Genomic DNA, 18,393 nt, shown 5'->3' with positions numbered 1-18,393 from the left:
TTATTTTTTGCCGACTTTTCCGGCCCGTGCGAGATCTTGGGCAATGGAATAAGCCCCTTTGATCTTGTCGCTGTCTTTAGGCCAATCGCGCCGCACGATGATTTTGTTGTCCTTAACCTTCGCCTGCCCTTTTTGAGCATGGATAAAGTCGACAAGACCCTTGGGACTCGCGAATTTGTCGTTGTGGAACTGGATTGTCGCGCCTTTGGGGCCGCCATCAAGCCGCGCAATACCAGCCTCGCGGCATTTTTCCTTGATCCGAACAACGAGGAGCAACGTGTTGACTTCTTTTGGCAATTTACCAAATCGATCGATCAGCTCGGCTGCGAAACCTTCCAGCTCCACTTTCGTGTGCAACGTCGACAGACGCCGGTACAGGCCAAGACGCACGTCTAGATCGGGTACATAGGTTTCAGGGATCAAAACCGGCACGCCGAGGTTGATCTGCGGCGCCCATTGGCCATCGTCGAGCGTGACACCCTCTTCGCCCGATTTGATCTTGGCAATCGCCTCTTCGAGCATCGATTGGTAAAGTTCGAAACCCACCTCTTTCACCTGCCCCGATTGCTCTTCGCCGACCAGATTGCCCGCGCCGCGAATGTCGAGGTCCTGACTGGCGAGTGTGAAACCGGCGCCAAGCGTATCGAGGCTGCCAAGGACGCGCAGGCGCTTTTCCGCAGTGGCGGTCAAAGGCGCGCGCGGTTTGGTGGTGAGGTAGGCATAGGCCCGCGTTTTGGCGCGCCCCACCCGTCCACGGATTTGATAAAGCTGGGCGAGGCCGAACATATCGGCGCGGTGGATGATCATCGTGTTGGCTGTTGGAATATCGATGCCGGATTCAACGATGGTCGTGGCCAAAAGCACATCATATTTACCGTCATAAAAGGCATTCATGCGGTCGTCCAACTCGCCCGCCGCCATTTGACCGTGAGCAACAACAAAGGACACCTCGGGGACCTGATCGCGCAGGAATTCTTCCATTTCGGGAATATCGGCAATGCGGGGCACCACAAAAAAGCTTTGCCCCCCGCGATAGTGCTCTCGCAGGAGCGCTTCGCGGATGGTGACGGTGTCGAATTCGCTCACGTAGGTGCGGATCGACAACCGGTCGACCGGTGGCGTCGCGATCAATGACAAATCGCGCACGCCTGTTAGAGACATCTGGAGCGTTCGCGGAATTGGCGTGGCCGATAGGGTCAGCACGTGTATGTTTGATTTCAGAGACTTAAGGCGTTCTTTGTGTGTAACGCCGAAACGTTGCTCTTCGTCGACAATCAAGAGGCCGAGGTTCTTGAAATTGACGGCCTTGGCGAGCAAGGCATGTGTTCCGACCACGATGTCGATTTCACCCGAGGCCAAACCATCACGCGTGGCGGCCATGTCGCGTTGGCTGACAAAGCGCGACATCGGGCGCAGGTTGATCGGAAAACCACGGAACCGATCTGCAAAGGAGCGGAAATGTTGGCGCGCCAGCAATGTGGTGGGCGCGATAACCGCGACCTGATGGCCACAAAGCGCCGCGATAAAGGCCGCGCGCATCGCGACCTCGGTTTTGCCAAAACCCACATCCCCACACACGAGACGATCCATGGGACGGCCCGCGGCGAGATCGTCGAGAACGTCCTCGATGGCTTTGAGTTGGTCGTCGGTTTCGGTGTAGGGAAAGCGCGCACAGAATGCTTCCCACATGTCATGGGGCGGCTCCATAATCGGGGCCGCGCGCAGGTGCCGTTCGGCCGCGATCCGGATGAGTTTCTCCGCAATCTCGCGGATACGCTCCTTCATCCGTGCCTTTTTGGCCTGCCATGCCCCGCCGCCGAGTTTGTCGAGCAGGCCTTCGTCGTGGCCATAGCGGCTCAGGAGTTCGATGTTCTCCACGGGCAGATAGAGGCGGTCCCCGCCGGCATACTCCAGCAACAAACATTCGTGCGCCGCGCCCAGTGCGGTGATGACCTCAAGGCCTTTGAAAATCCCCACGCCATGTTCGACATGGACGATCAGATCGCCGGGGCTGAGGCTCGAATGCTCGGTCAGGAAGTTTTCGGCGCGTTTTTTGCGCGACGGTCGCCGGATCAGCCGGTCGCCGAGAACGTCCTGTTCGGAAATAACGGTTAGATGATGGCCATCGGAGGTGGATTCAAACCCCTCGTCGAGTGCCCAGACCGCGAGGTAAATACCGCCATTGCCGTCGGGAACATCGCGCCAATCATTGATCTCTGTGAGGCCTGTCACGTCCTGATCTTCAAGGAGGCCTTTCAACCGCTCGCGCGCGCCATCCGACCATGATGCGAGGATGACTTGTCCATCTTCACGTTTTTTCTGAACATGGGCAGCCAAAGCATGGAAAAGATTGACGTTTTCAGAAAGGCGTTCAGGTGCGAAATTGCGCCCCACACGCCCCATTGCATCGACAACCCCGGGACCAGAGGCCTGTGGGTTTGGATGGAAATGCACCACCCGGCGCCCTTCAATCGCCGCCTCCCACGCCGCGTCGTCAAGATAGAGAAGGTCCGGCGGACAGGGTTTGTAAACGCTGTCGAGTCGTTTTTTGGCCTGCAACGCCAAGCGCCGCGTTTCGTACTGATCCGCAATGCTGTCCCATCGCGCAATCCGAGCGGCTGTGCTCTGGTCGTCCAGAGTGACGACGGCATTGGGCAAATAGTCGAAAAGAGTATCAAGGCTTTCATGGAAGAACGGCAGCCAATGCTCTATTCCCGCGTGCTTTTTTCCTGCCGATACGGCTTCATAAAGCGGATCGTCCGTACCTGCCGCGCCAAATTCTACCCGATAGTTCTGGCGAAAGCGCGTGATCGTTGTGTCGTCGAGAATGACTTCGCTGACTGGTGTGAACGACACCTCGTCCAGCGTATCAATTGTCTTCTGGGTCGCAGGATCGAAGCGGCGCAACCCGTCGAGTTCATCGCCAAAAAAGTCGAGGCGAACGGGCAGCTCCTGCCCGGGAGGAAAGACGTCAATAATGCCGCCGCGAATGGCGTAATCACCATGCTCCACCACCGTCGGGGCCTGCGTAAAGCCCATGCGCACGAAAAAGGCGCGCAGGGCGTTTTCATTGACCCGCTCGCCTTTGCGAATTGTGAATGCCGCGTCTTTTAACGTCGAGCGCGCCGGAACACGCTGTGTGGCGGCAGATAGCGTTGTGAGCATGACGAAACGCTCGGGCATAACCCCGTGGGCCAAAGCGGCCAAAGCCGTCATGCGCGCCGCGGAGACATCCGCATGGGGCGAAATCCGATCGTATGGCAGGCAATCCCACGCGGGAAATTCGAAAACGGGCAGATCAGGCGCGGCAAATGCCAACGCGGCGCGCAGGGCCGCGAGCCGTTTGTCGTCACGCGCAACATGCAGGACCGGAGCGCCGGATTTTGCCGCCTCGCGCGCAATCAGAAAGGCGTCATAGCCCTCGGGCGCGCCGCCCATTTGGAGATGCTGCGATGCCTTCATCCGTCATCAGATCCCGCCGAAGGGGCCAAGGTCGAGGTTCTGATACATCCCCCACATGCCAGTGATGAAGATCGACAACATCCCCACCAGTTGGGTGTAGAACCGGTGACGGCGCAGGAATGAGTAAAGCATATCGCCCTTCGGTGCCTCGTTGCGAATCCGGTGCGCGGTGCGCAGGTTCAGCAGTGCGATCACCGACATCGGGAAGACCATCAAAAACACCGCTTGGCAAAACTCGATCCCGTAGACGAAACCGGTCACGGCTAGCAACGTGATCAACCCTGTGCTCAACGCGGTGAGCAAAAGGCCGGAAACTTCGGCGATATTGAGGAGGCGACCGACGTTAATACGCACAAGGTCTTCGAGGTCCTGCATCGTCTCACCGCCGCGCCGTTTTGCGCGCTGAGCGAGATCGAAGGGAACACCCAGAACATAGTGAGAGGCCGTGGACCAAAGCACGGCGAGCCCGATCCAATACCACAGGTTGGAGAAGGATCGCATGTCGATCACTTCGAAGATCGTTTCGTAGATGTTCACGGGGCGTTTCTTTTTCTTTGGTGTGCTCTGGCGCCGGTCGGAGTGGCGCGAGCGCGACATTAGAGCGGGTGCACGGCGATTCCTACCCTTGATGGCGTTGAAAATCCATGTCACCCCTGAACCCCGCCCGTTCACGTTATTCAAAGGTCCCGCCATGACCCGCACCACCGCCCCCTTCCCCCTCACGCGCCTGCGCCGGACACGGAAAATGGAGAGCCTGCGCGGACTTGTGCGCGAAAACCATCTGGCCGCGAGCGATCTGATCTGGCCGGTGTTTGTGCGCGAAGGCATGGATGACGCCACACCGATTGACGCGATGCCGGGCGTGTCGCGTTTGACGATTGATCGTTTGGTGGGTGCCGCGACAGAGGCCTATGACCTCGGCATACCTGCGATCTGCCTGTTTCCTTATATCGAACCCGATCTGAAAACCGAGGACTGCGCGGGGGCATGGGATAACGACAACCTCGTCAACCGTGCGATCCGCGCGCTCAAAGACGCCCTGCCCGACATGGCGGTCATGACCGACGTGGCGCTCGATCCCTATAACATCAATGGGCACGACGGATTTGTCGTTGATGGCGAGATCGTCAATGATCGCACCGTTGAGGCGCTGGTCAAAATGGCTGTGGCGCAGGCACGCGCCGGCGCGGATATCATCGGACCTTCCGATATGATGGACGGGCGCATTGGGGCAATCCGTCGCGCGCTTGAGGCCGAGGGTTATGACAAGGTTTCGATCATGTCCTACGCTGCGAAATATGCCTCGGGGTTTTATGGTCCGTTCCGTGATGCCGTTGGCGCATCCGGTGCCTTGAAGGGCGATAAAAAGACCTATCAAATGGATCCCGCGAACGCCGATGAGGCGCTGAGATTGGTCGAGCGCGATTTGCTCGAAGGGGCGGATATGGTGATGGTGAAACCGGGGATGCCCTATCTCGACATTTGTCGGCAGGTCAAAGACCGGTTTGGCGCACCGACGTTTGCCTATCAGGTGTCCGGTGAATACGCGATGATTGTGGCTGCGGCCCAGAACGGGTGGCTGGACCGCGATAAGGTCGTGATGGAGAGCCTGATGTGTTTCAAGCGTGCAGGGTGCAACGGCATCCTGACCTATTTTGCGCCTGAAGTGGCACGCGCCCTGAAGGTATAAAAAAGGCCGGCGCAATTGCCGGCCTTCTTCATGTTTGATTGATTTACGCAGCTACTTTGGCAGCCCGATTATCCACGGCATAGGCGCCTGCTCCAACCGAGACGATGAACAAGAATGCACCGGTCAGGGAGAGGTTTTTCATGAAGGAAATCATTTCACCCTGTGCGGCGTAACCTTCCATCCCGAAGGACGGAACGAGGTGGAACAGGATACCTGCAAGCAACGTGAAACCGGCCAGCGCGAGAGCGGCAATGCGTGTTTGATAACCCACGGCAAGCGCAATACCACCGAGCACTTCGACCGCGATTGTTGGCCAAACGAGGAAACCGGGAAGCCCCATGGATTCAATGTAACCGGCGACGCCGGCGGGCGCGCCGAGTTTTTGCAGGCCCGACATGATGAACATGATCGCGAGGAGAATACGGCCCGCAGGCGCTGCGTATTTGGTGAGGTCTTGCATGATAGTTCCTTCGTGAATTTGTCTGCGCCGATAGTGGCGGTGTGCGGGGACTGATGTCCTATGTCCCACGGCAACTCAATTCGCTGTAACGGGACAGTTTCTGTGCAACTGCGCACAGAACAATGCGCCCTTCTCAGGGATCTCGCCAATTTTTCGCCCTCGGTTGCGCGCGAAACCCCCACCTCGCGTGGTTTCGCGGTGACAAGCGGGCTCGCAAGTCTTAACCTTTGCGTCAACGGGGCAAAGATCCCGCCAAAACACATTGGCAGTAGATACAGCAGTATAAAGGGCAGTCAGATGACACATTCCAACCGTCGCACCTTCATGATCGGTCTCGGCGCAACCGGCCTCCTCGCCGCCTGCGACAACGGCCTGCGCGGCACGGGCGCTACCACAATCGATGCGCGCGTCGACTCCACGCTATCCCAGCTTTATAACAATTACCCCGGAACGGCCGCCCTGCGCGACAAATCGGTCGGTCAATTGGTGATGCCACTGGTCACCGAGGCCGGCTTTGGGATTGGCGGCTCCTACGGGCGCGGCGCATTGCGCGTTGGCGGTGCGACCGTCGATTACTACTCGGCAACCGAGGCGTCATTCGGCCTGCAGATCGGTGCACAGCAATACGCCCATGTTCTCTTCTTCATGACACAGGAAGCGCTGCAGGGTTTCCGCGCATCCCCGGGTTGGGCCGCGGGTGCGGATATCGAATATGCGGTATCAAACCGTGGCGAAAACCTATCTGCAGAGACCATTACGTCGCTGTCGCCGGTGATCGCGGTTGTCTTTGGACAGGCTGGTCTTTTGGCGGGTGCGACGATCAATGGCACAAAGTATTCGCGCATCATTCCCTAAATTGGTCGCAAGGATCACTGACATAACAACGCCGCCCTTTCGGGGCGGCGTTTGTGATTTAGGGAACGGTTTCTTCGAGAACACCGTCTGCGGTCATTTGCGCATAGAGCAACCCTTCGCGCAGACCGCGGTCCGCGACCGATAGCCGGTCGGTCGGCCAAATCCGCAAAAGCGCCTGCAGGATCGCCGCACCCGACATGATCAATTCATGGCGATCGCGGCCGATACGGGGATCACGCCTGCGCCCAACCGGCCCGAGGTCGAGATAGTCGCGAATGACGCGGTCGATCTGTTCAGAGGTCATGCGAAGCCCGTCGACTTTGTTGCGATCATAGCGCCGCAGTCCGAGGTGGGAGGCCGCGACCGTGGTAACGGTTCCCGACGTGCCGATGATCTGAAACCCCTCACGCGCATTTTCGTTGGCGTAGGGCGTGAAATCGGCCAACTTTTCCTCGAAAAACCACGACATCAACGCGAACCGCGCCGAGTCGTCATCCACGTCCGAAAACTGCTCCATCAATGTCGCAACGCCCAAGGGCACCGAAATCCAGTCGACGACCTTGGCGTGGGGAAAACGACTTTCGATGGGTTTGAAACCGGTGTGCAACCTCATGATCGCGCGTGGGCGGTCAATTTTGGGGACCGACGACAGATCGATCCACACCAGTTCGGTCGACCCGCCCCCGATATCAACGACGAGAAGCTGTTCGGTTTTGGTGGACACCAGTGGCGCGCAAGAAATAACTGCCAGCCGCGCCTCTTCTTCCGGTTTGATGATTTCGAGGCGCAATCCGGTTTCACGGCTCACGCGGCGCAAAAAGTCACGAGAATTGTCGGCGCGCCGACAGGCCTCGGTGGCAACCAACCGCATGTTCTTCACATGGTGTTTTTCGAGCTTTTTCTGACAGACTTTTAGCGCCTGCACCGCGCGGCCAACGGACGCGCGCGACAAACGCCCCGAAGCCTCCAATCCCGCGCCGAGTTGCACAGATTTGGAAAAACTGTCGATTACGTGAAACTGACTGCCCTTGGGTTGGGCGATCAGCATCCGACAACTATTGGTGCCGAGATCCAGCGCGGCATAGAGCGCGGCTGGATCGGCGGCGGTATGAGGCACGGCGGGCTCAACCGGTTTCGGGAACGCGCCCGCACCTGTGGGACGCTTGGGCGTCATTTGGAACGCCCTCCATTTCGAGTTGGTCTCACCATATGCCACTCCCGCGCGATCAAGCAAGAGCGCAGGTGCGCGCGACCAGACAATCGGTGGCCCATCGGCTCACAATGATATCGGTGGCCCATCGGCTCACAATGATCATGAGAATTTTTCGCGCTCACGGCCCTTTCGCGCAAGCCCCGTGCGGGGTATCTGTTTGCGCCAGACGAATGAGAGGCCCCGATGAGCGATCTGACGATAATTTTCTGGCGTGATATCCCTGCACAAGTGCGTGTTGGACGGGGCCGCAAAGCCGCGCGCGCGATCCTACCTGAGCGTTTCGAGCAGGCAATTGACCGCGTGGCGATGAAAGTCGGGGCCACCGAAGGGGATGCCTATATGGCAGAATGGCGCGATGTGTCAGAACCATGCCCTGAGGGTGACCCCCAGTCCGCCGCAGATGCCCGCGCGGCAACACTCGACGCAGACTACGACAAATCCCGCCTCTTGGCCCTAATCGCGAATGACGGCTTTGCGCCGCAGACACAGGACAGCTGACATGACCCGCACCGTGATCGAAAGCAAAACTAAAACCGTCATCATGGGGTTTGACGAGCCGTTCTGTGTGATCGGCGAACGCATCAATCCGACGGGGCGCAAAAAGCTCGCGGCGGAGTTGGAGTTGGGGGATTTTTCCACCGTCGAACGCGACGCTTTGGAACAGGTGGCCTGTGGTGCCAATATTTTGGACATCAACTCGGGCGCAGTTTTCTCTAACAAGATGGCCGAAGATCCGCGCTACGCCGACAACAACTTTGTCGAACCGCCGTTGATGCGTGAACTCATAGCGCGCGTTCAGGCGATTGTGGATGTGCCGCTGTGCATCGACAGCTCGGTGCCCGATGCTCTCGAGGCCGGTTTGGAAATGGCCGAAGGTCGCCCGCTGTTGAACTCGGTGACCGGTGAGGAAGAGCGGTTGGAACGCGTCCTGCCGTTGGTGAAGAAATACAACGTGCCCGTGGTGGCCATTGCCAATGACGACACCGGCATTTCCGAAGACCCTGACGTGCGTTTTGCGGTTGCCAAACGGATCGTCGAACGGGCGGCAGATTTTGGCATTCCGGCGCATGACATTGTGGTTGATCCTCTTGTCATGCCGATTGGTGCGATGGCGACGGCAGGTCAGCAGGTGTTCACTCTGGTGCGCCGTCTTCGTGAAGAACTGGGTGTGAACACGACCTGCGGGGCGTCCAACGTGTCCTTCGGTCTGCCCCTGCGCCATGGTATCAACGCAGCCTTCCTGCCGATGGCAATTGGGGCGGGAATGACCTCGGCCATCATGAACCCAGTGCGGGTGCAGGAAATGGAAGCCGTTCGTGCCGCGAACCTGTTGATGAACCACGACCCTGACGGAACAGCTTGGATCGCGTTTTCGCGTGTGGCTGCGGCCGTGGCGGAAGGGGCGAGTTTCGCCGAGGCGGCGACCGCTGCGGGCGCTGACCGGTCTGGTGGTCGACGCGGCCGCGAGGGTGGTCGTCGGCGTCGGGGATAATCCCGCCTGCCGTCGCGCAGAGCATAGGAAAGGGCGGGTGTGACGCGTCTCATTTGCTTGAACAAACCCTTCGATGTGCTGTCTCAGTTCACCGACAAGGGCACAGAAGGATCGCCACGGCGCACCCTTTCCGCGTTTGTGGACGTGCCCGGGGTCTATCCAGCGGGCCGGTTGGACCGCGATAGCGAAGGTTTGCTCCTGTTGACCGACGACGGGGCATTGCAGGCGCGCATTTCCGATCCGAAAAATAAAATGTCCAAGACCTATCTCGCGCAGGTTGAGGGCGAGATCACGCCCGAAGCGATCAAGAAACTCTGCGCCGGTGTCGTCCTGAAGGACGGTCCGACGCGTCCGTCGCGCGCGCGCGCGATTGGCGAACCCGATTGGCTCTGGCCGCGCACGCCTCCGGTGCGGTATCGCAAATCCGTACCCGACAGTTGGCTCGAACTCACAATTACCGAAGGACGCAACCGGCAGGTCCGTCGTATGACGGCCCATGTGGGGTTCCCTACTTTGCGCCTCGTGCGTGTGGCAGTGGGCCCGTGGAAATTGGACGGCTTGGAGAGCGGCGCATGGCGCGACGACGATCCGCGAAAGGCAATGACATGAGCGATACAGACCCACTGGTGATCTTTACCCCGTCGGGCAAACGCGGTCGCGTGGCGCGTGGAACGCCTGTGCTGCAGGCCGCGCGTCAGTTGGGCGTCGATCTGGATTCCGTATGCGGCGGGCGTGGCATCTGTTCGAAATGCCAAGTGCAGCCTTCGTTTGGTCAGCATTCAAAACACGGGATTACCGCGCGCGAAGATGCGCTGAGCGAATTCAATGCCGTCGAAGAGCGATATGACCGCATTCGGGGCCTGAAAATCGGTCGCCGTCTGGGGTGTCAGGCCTGTATCGAGGGCGATATCGTCCTCGACGTGCCGCCTGAAAGTCAGGTCCACAAACAGGTCGTGCGCAAAGCTGCCACCACCCGCGCAATCGATATGGATGCGGCAACGCGGCTCTACTACGTCGAAGTTGAACCGGCCGATATGCACGCTCCGACCGGCGATTGGGAACGGTGTTGCACAGCACTGGCCGCGCAATGGGGGTTGTCGTCCCCTACCCTCAGCACGGCCATGCTGTCACGGGTGCAAAGCGCGCTGATGTCCGGCGATTACAAAATCACGCTGGCCGTCAATGAAGCGCGCGAAGGGGCTCCGCGTATCGTCGGTGTCTGGGCGGGCTTTGCAGAGCCTGCGGTCATGGGGCTCGCGATTGATTTGGGGTCCACGACCATCGCCGCGCATCTCACCGATCTGGTGTCGGGAGAGGTAAAAGCATCCGGCGGTGTGATGAACCCGCAAATCCGGTTTGGTGAAGACCTGATGAGTCGCGTTTCCTACGCCATGATGAACGATGGCGGCGCGGCTGAAATGACGTCTGCGGTGCGTGAGGCGATCAACACATTGGCAGCCGAACTTGCCCTCGAAGCCGGTTTGGCAATCACGGACATCTTTGAAGCCGTCTTCGTGATGAACCCCGTGATGCATCACCTGTTGATGGGGTTTGATCCTGTGCCGCTCGGACAGGCACCCTTTGCTCTGGCGACGTCTTCGGCTCTCGACCTGCCGGCACGCGATATTGGTCTCACACTTGCGCCCGAAGCGCAGGTCTATGTTCTCCCTCTCATCGCGGGACATGTCGGGGCCGATGCCGCCGCTGTCGCGCTCTCCGAGGCGCCGCAGAAATCCGAACCGCTCACTTTGATTGTCGATGTTGGCACGAACGCAGAGATCCTTTTGGGCAATAAGTCGGGTGTTCTGGCCTGTTCGTCGCCGACGGGTCCTGCCTTTGAAGGGGCGCAAATATCTTCGGGACAACGCGCGGCACCGGGTGCCATCGAGCGGGTTGAAATCAATGCCGAAACGAAAGAGCCGCGGTTCAAGGTTATTGGCTGTGACCTCTGGTCGGATGATCCCGAATTCGCCGATCAGGTGCTGGCCACCGGCGTGACCGGCATCTGCGGGTCGGGCATTATCGAAGCGGTCGCGGAAATGCGCATGGCCGGCATTGTGGACGCCAAAGGCCTCGTGGGGTCACCCGATGCGGTGGGAACAACGCGGTGTCGCCCGACGGGGCGGACATTCGAATATCTTCTCTATGACGGGTCCGCAGAGGGCGGATCGGTCATTTCCGTCACCCAAGGCGACATTCGCGCCATTCAACTGGCCAAATCGGCGCTCTATGCCGGCGCGCGATTGCTCATGGATGAGCTCGACGTCGATCAGGTGGATCGCGTCGTTCTCGCCGGGGCGTTCGGGGCGCATATTTCGCCAAAGCACGCGATGGTTTTAGGAATGATCCCTGATTGTGCCTTGGAACATGTGACCTCTGCGGGTAATGCCGCCGGAACGGGCGCGCAAATCGCGCTGATCAATCGTGGCTCACGGCGCGAAGTCGAAGCACTGGTGTCGCAAATCACAAAGATCGAAACCGCACTTGCGCCGCGGTTTCAGGAGCATTTTGTCGCCGCAAATGGCATTCCACATGCGAGCGACCCTTTTGCGGGTCTGCGTGCCGTCGTACCCCTGCCCGATCCACATTTCACAAGTGGCGACAGCGCGTCGCGAGGCCGACGTGGTCGGCGCCGGTAACCCGGATTGATCAGGCCCGTGCCACGCGATCACGCTTGACGCTTTGACGGGCTTTGACTATCTCCATCGCGCATGCGGGTGTAGCTCAATGGTAGAGCAGCAGCTTCCCAAGCTGAATACGAGGGTTCGATTCCCTTCACCCGCTCCACCTCCTCACATGTCCATGGGTTGACTACCGCGGCTCGGACGCGACGTTTTGCTTTCGCTTGGCGTAGCGATGGCCTACCGACAGGTCAAATGAGGAGAGCGAAATGACATTTCTCGAAACAGCATGCGTCGCCCTGAACGAACGCCTCAAGGGTCATACTTTCGAAAAGACCGTGAGCCTGCGGATCAAGGAAGTCGGCAACATTTTCATCAGCGGCAGTGATGCGGTTGTGTCCGATGAGCGCGCCGATAGTGCCGTCATCTCCGATCAGGTAACGCTGCAGAAGATCCTCAATGGTGACCTGCACCCGATGAAGGCGATCCTGTTTGGCAAGATGAAGATCGCGGGCGATGCTAAGACCGCCGCGAAATTCGGATCCCTTTTCGGCTGATCAGCCTTTGAGGTAATCGACGAGGCGACGGGTTGATCCGTCTTTGTCGTCGGCGCTCTGGCTGCCTTCGAGAACGGGTTGCAGGGCGACGGCCAATTCTTTGCCGAGCTCGACACCCCACTGGTCGTAGGAATTGATCCCGAGCACGACGCCTTCCACAAACACGCGGTGTTCATAGAGCGCGATGATCTGGCCCAAAACGTAGGGCGTGAGTTTGTCATAGACCAAGGTTGTCGAAGGGCGGTTGCCGGGAAAGACGCGATGGCGCGCCTGGCGTTCGAGTTCGTCACCCGTCAAACCCTTTTTCGCCATGATCGCGCGGGCCTCATCGAGCGAGCGACCGCGCAACAAGGCCTCCGATTGCGCGAGGCAATTGGCGACCAGCAAAGTGTGCTGATGGGTCAGATCGGGTTCATGGCCGGATTTACCGACCATGAATTCACAGGGAACCACGCGGGTCCCTTGATGGATGAGCTGATAGAACGCGTGTTGCCCGTTGGTGCCCGGCTCGCCCCAAACCACAGGTCCGGACTCAAACGGTAGATCGCTGCCATCCATGGCCACGCGTTTCCCGTTGCTTTCCATTTCCAACTGCTGAAAATACGCAGGCAGTCGCAAAAGGCGTTGTTCATAGGGCAGGACAGCACGCGTGGCGTGGCCACAGACCTGATTGTGCCATAGGCCCACGAGGGCCAGCATGGCGGGCAAATTGTCGGCCCAGTCGCTTTGTTGAAAATGGGTATCCATCGCCTGTGCCCCGCGCAGGAATTCGGCAAAATGGCGCGGGCCGATCGCGAGCATTAGGGACAATCCAATCGGCCCCCAGATGGAATAACGCCCCCCAACCCAATCCTCGAACCCGAAGACGAGATCGGGATCAATGCCGAACGCAGCCGTTTTGTCGCGCGCGGTCGACAGCGCTGCAAAGTGTTTGGAGATGCCCTCTTCACCAACATGCTCCACCAACCAGTCCTTTGCCGTTTGGGCATTGGTCATGGTTTCGATGGTGGTGAAGGTTTTCGAGGCGACAATCAGCAACGTGGTTTGTGGATTAAGGCCATCAAGCACGTCTGCGATATGCGCGCCGTCGACATTGGACACAAAATGGCAACGCGGACCATCGGCGTATGGCGCCAGCGCCAGATAGGCCATGGCCGGACCAAGATCAGAGCCCCCGATCCCGATATTTACGATGTCGGTAAAAGGTGAGCCGGAATGGGAGGTAATGTCGCCGCGGCGAACCCGCGTCGCAAAATCGTCCATCCGTGCGAGGGTTTGTTTCACACCGGGCATCACGTCTTTGCCGTCCACCATCACCGGACCGCCATCGATGTTGCGCAGTGCGGTGTGAAGAACGGACCGTCCCTCTGTGTCGTTGATCTTTTCACCCGAGAACAAATCCGCGCGTTTCTTCGCAACCCCTGCCGTCTCCAACAATCCGATCAACGCATCACGTTCTTCGGTCCCGATGTTGGTTTTGGAGTAATCGAAAAGGAGCCCGTCGGCGGAAACCGAAAACGCTTCGGCACGGTTTTGATCCGAGGCAAACAGATCGAGGATATGGCGGTCGCGCGATTTGTCTTGCAGGGTCTTTAGCGCGGAAAAATCAACGGTCATGGGGCCTCCGATGGAACGTTATGGATTGATCAGGCCGCCCAGTGAACGGAGGCCTCGGGCAGAAACAGCGAGACAGGCGCATCTTGGGCACTCGCACCGCGTGCGGTTTCCAATGCGGCCCGTTTTTCGTCCCCTGTGATGAGGAGATGGGTCGCGATGGCGGACTTCAACGCCTGTGCGGACAATGTGATGCGTGCTTCGGGTGCACCAGGTGCGCGCATGGCCAGCAATTCGGGCGCTTCATCCGAAAGCGCGAGATCGAGCTGATCTGCACCGGGAAACAGACTCGCCGTGTGCATATCCGTGCCCATGCCCAAAAGCAGAACATCGATGGGCAGCGCGTCTTTCACCCCTTTGAGCAAGAGCGGCAGCCCCTCCTCGGGTGTTGGGCGATCGGTGTAGAGCGGGACCATCCGCGCGGCAGCGGCCTGATCTTTGAGCAAGGTTCGTTTGAGCAATGCGGTATTGGAGCGGGGCGATGTTTCATCCACCCAGCGTTCGTCATTGAGCATGACATCAACACGGCTCCAGTCGAGATGAACGGCCGAGAGCGTTTCGAAAACCGGTCCCGGTGTCGACCCGCCGGGCACGCAGAACGTCGCCCGGTCATTATGATTCAACGCGGCACGCAATTCTCCGGCAATCTTGTTGGCCAGACCGAGCATCAGCGCATCGCGATCTGCATATTCGATCAGGTTCATTCTTTTAACTCCCGCCACCGGCGCCCTTCGCGGTGAAGCATCATGGATGAATCCTCAGGACCGCTGGAATAGGCATCATAAGTTTTGGGTACGTCATGGCGCGCTTCCCATCCATGGATCAGCGGGTCGGTCCACGCCCATGCTGCCTCGACCTCATCGCCGCGCATGAACAATGTCTGGTTTCCACGAATGACATCCATAATCAGGCGTTCGTAGGCGTCCGGAATATCCTCGGCCTCTTCGCCGAGCGCCTCGGCAAAGGACATATCTAGAGGCACATCAATCAATCGCATGCCCCCCGGTCCAGGCTCTTTGATCGTCACCTGAAGGGTCATGCCTTCATTCGGCTGGAGGCGGATGACGAGAACATTGGCATGGCGACCGGCATCTTCGGGGAAAATCGAATGCGGGGCGTCTTTGAACACGACGGCGATTTCGGAAGTGCGTGCCTTGAGCTTTTTGCCGGTGCGCAGATAAAACGGTGTGCCCGCCCAACGCCAGTTCGAGATCAGGCAGCGCAGCGCGATATAGCTTTCTGTGCGCGATTTGGGATCGCCTGCATCTTCGCGATAGGAGGCTTCGGTCTTGGTCGCATCATATTGGCCCCGCACGATGTTGTGGTGATCAACGGGCTCTAGCGCGCGAATGACTTTGAGCTTTTCATCGCGCACTGAATCCGGCTCGAAACGGCTCGGCGGTTCCATGGCGATGAGGCACAAAAGCTGCATCAGGTGGTTTTGAACCATGTCGCGCATGGCACCGGATTTATCGTAATACTCGCCGCGCCCACCGACACCGACGGTTTCGGCCACCGTGATCTGGATGTGATCGACGTATTGTGAATTCCACAGAGGTTCGAACAGGATATTACCGAAACGCACGGCCATCAGGTTTTGAACGGTCTCTTTGCCCAGATAATGGTCAATGCGGTAAATCTGGGTTTCCTCAAAATGCTTGGCGAGGTCTGCGTTCAGTTTTTTGGCAGATGCGAGGTCCCGCCCAAACGGCTTTTCAACCACGATCCGCGCGTTTTCGTCCGCAATCCCATGGCTTTGCAGGCGCTCTGCAAGGTCACCAAAAAGGCTCGGCGCGACGGAAAAATAGTAGGCATTTACGACACCGGACCGTACCAACCCTTTGAGGTCGGACCACCCGCCCTCGCCGCGCGCGTCGATTGTCACGTAGTGGATGCGTTCGCAAAACTCGCCGATGCGATCGTCGTCACAGTCATTCTTTTTGGAGAATTCGTTGATCGCCGCCCGAACCACATCGCGGAACTCTGCATCGTCATGCTCTGAACGCGCGGCACCGATAATGCGCGCTGTTTCAGGCATTTGGCCGGAACAGAACCGGCGGTATAGTCCGGGGAGGATTTTGCGGCGCGCAAGGTCGCCGGTCGCTCCAAATATGACGAGGTCGAAATCGTCGACAGGAATGACGCGTGAAACCATAATTCTCTCCTATATCCGGTCTTTACACCGAGCAGACCGATTTGGGGCCGGCTATGTCGTTAGCGCTAACGAGCAAGGTTTACTCCGCGTTTGACAGCGAGTCTAGCACCCCTGTCACGACCCACAAGTGTTTCGCGGCACTGCCGGTGCTATCACGACCTCGTGGGTGACGCCGCGCGGGGCTTTCACCCACCCCACCAGTGCCTTAGCATCCCGACAAACAAACACTGATTGATGGTTTATGAAAGACAGCAGCATCGCCACCCCCGCAAAGTTCACTGATCCCTTCGTGACCGCAAAAGGCGAAACACGGGCGCGTGTCGCCCTGTCCGATCCCCAGACGATTTGGTTCAACACGGGCACGCTTTGCAACATCACCTGCGTGAACTGTTATATTGAAAGCTCACCGACAAACGACGCCCTCGCCTATCTGAGTGTAGAAGATGTCCTGTCCTATCTGGATGAAATGGCCAACCTCGACTGGGCTGTGCGCGAGATCGCATTCACCGGCGGCGAGCCGTTCATGAACCCGCAGATGATCGAAATGGCGCGTGTGTCGCTGGAACGCGGGTATGAAGTGTTGGTTCTGACAAATGCTATGGCACCGATGATGCGCCCCGCGGTTCAGGCCGGCCTTCTCCACCTGCGTGAAAAATTCGGCGATCGCCTCACCCTGCGCGTATCGCTCGATCACCATAGCGGCGAAAACCATGATGCGATGCGTGGCAAAGGCAGCTTTGTGCGCACGTTGCTTGGTATGGATTGGCTTCGGGACAATGGCTTCAACATGGCCGTTGCGGCGCGGTCTTTGTGGGATGAAACCGACGCCGATGCGCGCACCGGATTTGCCGCTCTATTTCAAGACCGGAACTATAAGATCGACGCCCAAGATCCTACAACCACAGTCATTTTTCCAGAAATGGATGAAACTGTTGACGTCCCGGAGATCACCACGGAATGCTGGGGCATCCTGCATAAATCGCCCCGCGATGTGATGTGTTCGTCGAGCCGAATGGTGGTGAAGCGCAAAGGTGAAGCGCCGTCCGTGGTTGCCTGCACCCTGCTTCCCTATGATCGTCAATTCGACCTAGGCCCGACTCTGGAAGGTGCCGCAGGGGAAGTCGCGCTAAATCATCCCCACTGCGCCAAATTCTGCGTATTAGGTGGCGCGTCCTGCTCCGCATAGATTGGATTAATTACAGCTCGTAACTCATTCACTACGCTCGACTATTACTCCCAAACTACGCCTCGAGAACACTGTCCCAATACAGGTAGTCCATCCAGCTTTCATGCAGGTGGTTGGGTGGAAATCTGCGGCCCAGATTGCGCAACTCTTCCGCGGCTGGTGGTCGCGGCGGTTTGCGTAGTGTCATCCCAACCTGCCGGAGTGATTTTGACCCCTTCTTGAGATTGCAGCGCGAGCAGGCCGCCACCACATTTTCCCAAGACGTGATGCCGCCACGCGCGCGCGGGATCACGTGATCAAAGGTCAAATCGCCCTTCGATCCGCAATACTGGCAACAGAATTCGTCCCGTAAAAACAAATTAAAGCGCGTGAAGGCCACGCGCTTTTGAGGTTTCACATAATCTTTCAGGACGACGACCGAGGGGATCCTGATCTTGCAACTCGGACTGTGCACGAAGTCGTCGTATTCAGCGACGATATCCACCCTATCGAGGAACACCGCCTTTATCGCCTCCTGCCAAGGCCACAGCGATAGCGGGTAGTAGGAAAGCGGTCGATAATCCGCATTCAGAACCAACGCCGGATTTGATTTTCCCGCATTCGGTTCACGTACAAAATGAGTTCTAAAATCGCCGTCCATCATCCGCGCGACGCTCCCGCCTTACATACCTCTCGGTCGAAGGACGGGCCAGCCCGCCCTCAGATAGTTCCACTATATATCGGGGCACCAATGTGGCAAGCCCCTGCATCTATGTGTTCTATAGGCAGAGAGTTACACGCGCTCCGTAACATCTCAGTGACGCATTTTTCGGCAAACGCGATACGGTTCAACCGAAATGCGCACAATTCACGAACCCATAGACGGGTCGCACGCTCAATGGAAACTCAGGGGAAATCGCAGCCGCGCTCGCACTGCCATGAATGAAAGCACTGCACAGGAGCAGCCTTAGAACCGGCGCTTGCGGTCCTCAACACGGACGCGGATTGCACGTGGCTGATGCGATAGGGAAAGGACATTTGCAACCACTGCGCCGACTGCAACAAATGCGATCACGGTCATCAAGATGGTGTTCATGAGCTATCTCCCT

Annotated in this window: 17 protein-coding genes and 1 tRNA gene; 9 read left to right on the top strand and 9 right to left on the bottom strand. The window is 58.3% G+C overall.

Features of this window, described 5'->3' with window-relative positions; translation table 11 throughout:
- Both mfd and ABD815_RS13425 read right to left on the bottom strand, forming a co-directional pair.
- The gene (gene mfd, locus ABD815_RS13430; RefSeq protein WP_344847843.1) at window positions 1-3,462 is read right to left on the bottom strand and encodes a transcription-repair coupling factor; all 3,462 of its coding nucleotides are present in this window, start codon (window positions 3,460-3,462) and stop codon (window positions 1-3) included.
- 6 nt (window positions 3,463-3,468) lie between these two features.
- Window positions 3,469-3,999, bottom strand: a complete 531-nt coding sequence (locus tag ABD815_RS13425) for a component of SufBCD complex (RefSeq protein WP_344847841.1) — start codon at window positions 3,997-3,999, stop codon at window positions 3,469-3,471.
- Window positions 4,000-4,153: 154 nt separating this feature from the next.
- Here ABD815_RS13425 and hemB point away from each other — a divergent pair, with 154 nt between their 5' ends.
- The gene (gene hemB, locus ABD815_RS13420) at window positions 4,154-5,152 is read left to right on the top strand and encodes a porphobilinogen synthase (protein ID WP_344847839.1); all 999 of its coding nucleotides are present in this window, start codon (window positions 4,154-4,156) and stop codon (window positions 5,150-5,152) included.
- A 43-nt stretch (window positions 5,153-5,195) separates the two neighbouring features.
- On the opposite strand, the gene ABD815_RS13415 is transcribed toward hemB, so the two are convergent.
- Window positions 5,196-5,612, bottom strand: coding sequence for a DoxX family protein (locus ABD815_RS13415; RefSeq protein WP_344847838.1), 417 nt, complete (start codon window positions 5,610-5,612; stop codon window positions 5,196-5,198).
- A 297-nt stretch (window positions 5,613-5,909) separates the two neighbouring features.
- On the opposite strand from ABD815_RS13415, the gene ABD815_RS13410 reads away from it, so the two are divergent.
- Entirely contained in the window at window positions 5,910-6,467 is a 558-nt protein-coding gene (locus tag ABD815_RS13410) for a lipid-binding SYLF domain-containing protein (RefSeq protein ID WP_344847837.1), read from the top strand.
- A gap of 58 nt (window positions 6,468-6,525) precedes the next feature.
- On the opposite strand, the gene ABD815_RS13405 is transcribed toward ABD815_RS13410, so the two are convergent.
- On the bottom strand, window positions 6,526-7,641 hold the full coding sequence (locus ABD815_RS13405; protein ID WP_344847835.1) for a Ppx/GppA phosphatase family protein: 1,116 nt from the start codon (window positions 7,639-7,641) through the stop codon (window positions 6,526-6,528).
- A gap of 222 nt (window positions 7,642-7,863) precedes the next feature.
- Here ABD815_RS13405 and ABD815_RS13400 point away from each other — a divergent pair, with 222 nt between their 5' ends.
- The 6 genes from ABD815_RS13400 to ABD815_RS13375 all read left to right on the top strand — a co-directional run bounded on the left by ABD815_RS13400 (window position 7,864) and on the right by ABD815_RS13375 (window position 12,350).
- A complete protein-coding gene (locus ABD815_RS13400; RefSeq protein WP_344847834.1) occupies window positions 7,864-8,178 on the top strand; it encodes a virulence factor in 315 nt (104 codons plus the stop codon).
- A gap of 1 nt (window position 8,179) precedes the next feature.
- Entirely contained in the window at window positions 8,180-9,172 is a 993-nt protein-coding gene (locus ABD815_RS13395) for a methyltetrahydrofolate cobalamin methyltransferase (protein ID WP_344847833.1), read from the top strand.
- A 39-nt stretch (window positions 9,173-9,211) separates the two neighbouring features.
- A complete protein-coding gene (locus ABD815_RS13390; protein ID WP_344847831.1) occupies window positions 9,212-9,781 on the top strand; it encodes a pseudouridine synthase in 570 nt (189 codons plus the stop codon).
- Window positions 9,778-11,811, top strand: a complete 2,034-nt coding sequence (locus ABD815_RS13385; RefSeq protein WP_344847829.1) for an ASKHA domain-containing protein — start codon at window positions 9,778-9,780, stop codon at window positions 11,809-11,811. Before ABD815_RS13390 ends, ABD815_RS13385 begins: the two co-directional genes overlap by 4 nt.
- Before the next feature lie 74 nt (window positions 11,812-11,885).
- Window positions 11,886-11,959, top strand: a tRNA-Gly gene (locus tag ABD815_RS13380).
- A gap of 103 nt (window positions 11,960-12,062) precedes the next feature.
- Window positions 12,063-12,350 (top strand): SCP2 sterol-binding domain-containing protein, encoded by a 288-nt coding sequence (locus ABD815_RS13375; RefSeq protein ID WP_344847828.1) that lies wholly within the window; start codon window positions 12,063-12,065, stop codon window positions 12,348-12,350.
- On the opposite strand, the gene pgi is transcribed toward ABD815_RS13375, so the two are convergent.
- The 3 genes from pgi to zwf are packed head-to-tail and all read right to left on the bottom strand — an operon-like array spanning window position 12,351 to window position 16,119.
- Window positions 12,351-13,967: a glucose-6-phosphate isomerase gene (gene pgi / locus ABD815_RS13370; protein ID WP_344847826.1), complete on the bottom strand. Its 1,617-nt coding sequence runs from the start codon at window positions 13,965-13,967 to the stop codon at window positions 12,351-12,353.
- 29 nt (window positions 13,968-13,996) lie between these two features.
- Complete coding sequence (gene pgl / locus ABD815_RS13365; protein WP_344847824.1) at window positions 13,997-14,668, bottom strand: 6-phosphogluconolactonase; 672 nt, start codon at window positions 14,666-14,668, stop codon at window positions 13,997-13,999.
- Window positions 14,665-16,119 carry a glucose-6-phosphate dehydrogenase gene (gene zwf / locus ABD815_RS13360; RefSeq protein WP_344847822.1) on the bottom strand — a complete coding sequence of 485 codons (1,455 nt, stop codon included), beginning with the start codon at window positions 16,117-16,119 and terminating at the stop codon, window positions 14,665-14,667. Before zwf ends, pgl begins: the two co-directional genes overlap by 4 nt.
- A gap of 241 nt (window positions 16,120-16,360) precedes the next feature.
- On the opposite strand from zwf, the gene ABD815_RS13355 reads away from it, so the two are divergent.
- Complete coding sequence (locus ABD815_RS13355; protein WP_344847820.1) at window positions 16,361-17,305, top strand: radical SAM protein; 945 nt, start codon at window positions 16,361-16,363, stop codon at window positions 17,303-17,305.
- 55 nt (window positions 17,306-17,360) lie between these two features.
- Here the strand turns inward: ABD815_RS13355 and ABD815_RS13350 are convergent, their stop codons facing one another.
- Entirely contained in the window at window positions 17,361-17,945 is a 585-nt protein-coding gene (locus ABD815_RS13350; RefSeq protein WP_344848652.1) for an HNH endonuclease, read from the bottom strand.
- A 306-nt stretch (window positions 17,946-18,251) separates the two neighbouring features.
- The gene (locus ABD815_RS13345; RefSeq protein ID WP_344847819.1) at window positions 18,252-18,380 is read right to left on the bottom strand and encodes a hypothetical protein; all 129 of its coding nucleotides are present in this window, start codon (window positions 18,378-18,380) and stop codon (window positions 18,252-18,254) included.
- Between the last annotated feature and the right edge of the window lie 13 nt (window positions 18,381-18,393).

The sequence above is a fragment of the Celeribacter arenosi genome (assembly GCF_039539485.1).
GTDB lineage: Bacteria > Pseudomonadota > Alphaproteobacteria > Rhodobacterales > Rhodobacteraceae > Celeribacter > Celeribacter arenosi.
This window is presented reverse-complemented; position numbering and strand designations above follow the sequence as displayed.